Annotated in this window: 4 protein-coding genes and 1 pseudogene; 4 read left to right on the plus strand and 1 reads right to left on the minus strand. The window is 69.3% G+C overall.

Annotation, left to right across the window (positions count from 1 at the left end; genetic code table 11):
• The 3 genes from B1964_RS08720 to B1964_RS08730 form a co-directional block, all read left to right on the plus strand.
• A partial coding sequence (locus B1964_RS08720) for a ribonuclease J (protein WP_079929519.1) occupies positions 1 to 1,525 on the plus strand: 1,525 nt, incomplete at its 5' end.
• Positions 1,526 to 1,725: 200 nt separating this feature from the next.
• A complete protein-coding gene (locus tag B1964_RS08725) occupies positions 1,726 to 2,550 on the plus strand; it encodes a tyrosine-protein phosphatase (protein WP_253193930.1) in 825 nt (274 codons plus the stop codon).
• Positions 2,551 to 2,619: 69 nt separating this feature from the next.
• Positions 2,620 to 3,255, plus strand: coding sequence for a TIGR03085 family metal-binding protein (locus tag B1964_RS08730; RefSeq protein ID WP_006371404.1), 636 nt, complete (start codon positions 2,620 to 2,622; stop codon positions 3,253 to 3,255).
• 160 nt (positions 3,256 to 3,415) lie between these two features.
• Here B1964_RS08730 and B1964_RS08735 read toward each other — a convergent pair whose 3' ends face one another.
• On the minus strand, positions 3,416 to 3,712 hold the full coding sequence (locus tag B1964_RS08735; RefSeq protein ID WP_020171498.1) for a hypothetical protein: 297 nt from the start codon (positions 3,710 to 3,712) through the stop codon (positions 3,416 to 3,418).
• 28 nt (positions 3,713 to 3,740) lie between these two features.
• On the opposite strand from B1964_RS08735, the pseudogene B1964_RS08740 reads away from it, so the two are divergent.
• Positions 3,741 to 4,030: pseudogene (locus tag B1964_RS08740) on the plus strand (cell division protein FtsK); the annotation flags it as partial.

The raw sequence follows: 4,030 nt of genomic DNA on the forward strand, positions 1-4,030 counted from the left end.
GCCCGGCGTCGACCTCATCCTCCCGGACTTCCGCTACATCGAGGACCGGATGGACGACGTCGAGGCGGTCGTCCTGACCCACGGGCACGAGGATCACATCGGTGCGGTCCCGTTCCTGCTGCGTCTGCGTGGCGACATCCCCGTCGTCGGATCCAAGTTCACGCTGGCACTCGTCGCGGCCAAGTGCCGCGAACATCGGTTGCGTCCCAAGCTCATCGAGGTCCGCGAAGGCGAGCGGACCACGCACGGCCCCTTCGAGTGCGAGTACTTCGCGGTGAACCACTCCATCCCGGATGCGATCGCCGTCGCGATCCGGACCCCGGCCGGACTGGCCCTGCACACCGGCGACATCAAGCTCGACCAGCTGCCGCTCGACGGCCGACTCACCGACCTCGCCGGATTCAGCAGACTCGGCGATGAAGGCGTCGATCTGTTCCTCGTCGACTCCACCAACGCCGAGGTGCCGGGATTCGTCACCCCCGAGCGGCAGATCGGGGGAGTGCTCGACCAGGTGATCGGCAAGGCGCGTGGCCGGGTCATCGTCGCCTCCTTTGCCAGCCACGTGCACCGCATTCAACAGATCATCGACGTCGCGCACACCCACAACCGCCGGGTCACCTTCGTCGGCCGCTCGATGGTCCGCAACATGCAGATCGCCCAGGACCTCGGTTATCTGCACGTGCCCGACGGTGTCGAGGTCGACATGGACACCGCGGCAACCCTGCCCGACCACCGGGTGGTGCTGATCTCCACCGGATCGCAGGGTGAGCCGCTCTCGGCGCTGTCGCGGATGGCCCGCGGAGAGCACCGGCAGATCAACATCCGCTCCGCCGACCTGGTTGTCCTCGCGTCGTCGCTCATCCCCGGCAACGAGAACTCGGTCTTCGCGGTCGTCAACGGCCTCGCGAAGCTGGGCGCCACGGTCATCACCCAGCAGAGCGCCAAAGTGCACGTCTCCGGCCATGCGTCGGCCGGCGAACTGCTCTATCTCTACAACGCGGTCCGGCCGAGCAATGCCATGCCGGTGCACGGCGAGTGGCGTCACCTCCGCGCGAACGCCGCGCTCGCCGAGGCCACCGGGGTGAACCCGGATCGGATCATGCTCGCCGAGGACGGCGTCGTCGTCGACCTCGTGGACGGGCAGGCGCAGATCGTCGGCCGCGTCCCGGTCGGCCATGTCTACGTCGACGGTCTGTCCGTCGGTGACGTCGGTGAATCGACGCTGTCGGAACGACTCGTCCTCGGCGAGGGCGGGTTCATCGCGATCACCGTCGCTGTCGACTCCACCACCGGGCGTGCGGTGAGCACCCCCGAGGTCTCCGGTCGCGGCTTCTCCGACGATCCGGACGCCCTCAAATCCGCTGCCGACCTCGTCGATCAGGTGCTCGACACGCTGGCCGCCGAGGGCGTCTCCGACACCCACCGCATCGCGCAGGGCATCCGCCGGACGGTGGGCCGGTGGGTGGCCGACACCTATCGGCGCCGACCGATGATCGTGCCGACGGTGCTCGCCGTGGGCGACTGACCGCGACTGACCCGAACGCGTCGATCTGTCGAGACTCCTTGCGTGTCAACGGCTCCGGAATGTCCGACATGTCCGACGCGCGACCATCCGGACGTCCCCCCGGTTCATCCGGCGCTCTCCTCACCGTTCACGCGCCGGTGGTAGCCTCCCCGCGTGATCGCCGCCGGACGGGCGGCGGCCGGACGGGCAGGAGTGGCGTGGTGACGGTGATCGGCGAGCGGTATCGGTGGCACGTGCGTGCCGTGGCGGTGGCTTGTACGGCGTTCGGGATCTTCGCCCCGGCGGCGACCATCGTGGCCCCCGTCGGCGCCGCCCCGCCCGCGGTGTCGACAACAGCGACCCCGCAACCGCAGGCAGTCGACCTCGGCGGGGTCACCAACGCCCGAACGTTGCACGACTACCGCACCGCCGACGGCGCGGGCATCACCGACAAGGTCATCCGCAGCGCGAACCTCTCCACGATCGACGACCGCGGGATCACCGAGCTCCGGCGGCGCGGAGTCCGCACGATCATCGATCTGCGTACCGCGTTCGAGACCCGGCTGCAGCCCGACAAGTCCGTGCCCGGCACCGCGGTCGAGTCGTTCGACGTCCTGCGGACAGCACCGACCACCCACCTCATCGACATCGGTTCCGCGTATCGCCAGTTCGTGGTGAACCCCGTGGCGCGGCAGGCGTTTCGCGATTCACTGCTGTCCATCCAGCGCACGGTCGCCGACGGTGGCGCCGTACTGTTCCACTGCACCGCCGGCAAGGACCGGACCGGTTGGCTCGCCGCAGTGCTGTTGACCATCCTCGGGGTGGACCGCTCGGTCGTCGACGCCGACTACCTCGCCAGCAACCGGTTCCGGCACGCGTCCGCCACGGACCCGCTCAACGGCGTGAACCTCGGACTGCTCGACACCGCCTTCGGTGCGGTGCGCACGACCTACGGAAGCTTCGACAACTACGTGCATCACGGGCTGGGCCTGAGCGACGCCGATGTCGACGCGCTGCGCCACACACTGCTGATCCCGGCTCGCTGACACCGGCCCCGCCGCGATATCGGGGCGCGGTGACCGACGGTCGCCGGCCGCAGCCAGTAGCGTTGGGGAGTGAGCTTCGCACAGGATGAACGCCGTGCCCTTGTCGACTCGATGCGTGAGGTGGGGCCGGACGCGCCGACCCTCTGCGCCGGATGGACCACGCGCGATCTCGCCGCGCATCTCGTGGTCCGGGAACGCAGGCTCGACGCCGCACCGGGAATTCTGATCAAACCCCTCGCCGGATACACCGAGAAGGTGCAGGCGTCGGTGGCCGCCGACACCGACTGGGACAAACTGCTTGCCGACCTCGCCTCCGGTCCACCGATCTTCTCACCCATGCGCCCACTGGACCGGTGGGCGAATCTGGCCGAGATGTTCATCCATCACGAGGACGTGCTGCGCGGTGCCGCCGACCCCGACAGTGAGTGGGTTCCGCGCGTCCTCGACCCCGGACTCCAGGACGCTCTGCGCATGCCGTTGCGGTCGATGAGCAAGATGACGCTGCGCTCGATGCCCGCTCGGGTCACGCTGCGCAGCACCGACGGCGCTGACCTCGCCTCGGGCGGTAGCGGAGAGCCGGTGACGGTCACGGGTACGCCCGGGGAGTTGCTGCTGTTCGCCACGGGGCGGACACCGGTGGCGGTGACCTTCGACGGCGATCCCGGACGGATCGATGCGGTGAAGGCGGCGGCCCACGGCTTCTGATCGCCGCACTGTGCTGTTCTCCCTCTGAGTGGCTGTTCTCCCTCTGAGTGCGGCGGCTTCCGGAACGGGACGGTGCCGAAACCGCCACGTCGCGGGTCACGAATTCGACACGCGCCGGTGTTGCCGGTGTTGCCCGTGTGACTGAGGTGATCATTGCCGACTAGTCTGTCGGCATGGCTTCGAGAGCGAGCACTGGCACGCGCACGTCCGCATCCCGTGCGTCGGGGGGGTCCTCGTCCGCACGGTCAGGGACATCGGCGCGGTCACGTACGTCGGCGTCGGCTTCCCGGTCGAAGAACGGCGCGAGCGCCAAGGCGACCTCGAAGTCCGGGAAGGCGAGTTCGGCCGGCACGCGTTCGACCCGGTCGGGTGCGCGCAGCGCCACCGCGGGCAAGACACGCACGTCGGGCACCTCTCGTGGGACGTCGCGGTCGAGTGCGGCCGCGTCGGCCGACATCTCGCGGCGAAGCTCGGGTGCGGGCGCCGTGGGTGCTGTGGGCAAGGGTGTCGGCAAGGGCATCGGAGCCGGTTGGGGACTCCTGGCACGCGGAGTCGGTGGTGTCGCCCGTGCGGGCTCGGGGCGCCGGGGACCGTCGAACCGGGATACCGATCTCGATGACTTCCACGACGACGACCTCCACAACGACGACCTCCACAACGATGACTTCTACGACGACGTCGAGGCAGCCGCAGAGTACGACGATCCCGATCTCGGCGCCGGCCCCCGTGGCGGACGACGCGCTGGCGACCGGCGTGCACAGCGCGACCGCGCGTC

Source organism: Gordonia sp. i37, from assembly GCF_002043085.1.
In the GTDB taxonomy this organism is placed as follows: domain Bacteria; phylum Actinomycetota; class Actinomycetes; order Mycobacteriales; family Mycobacteriaceae; genus Gordonia; species Gordonia polyisoprenivorans.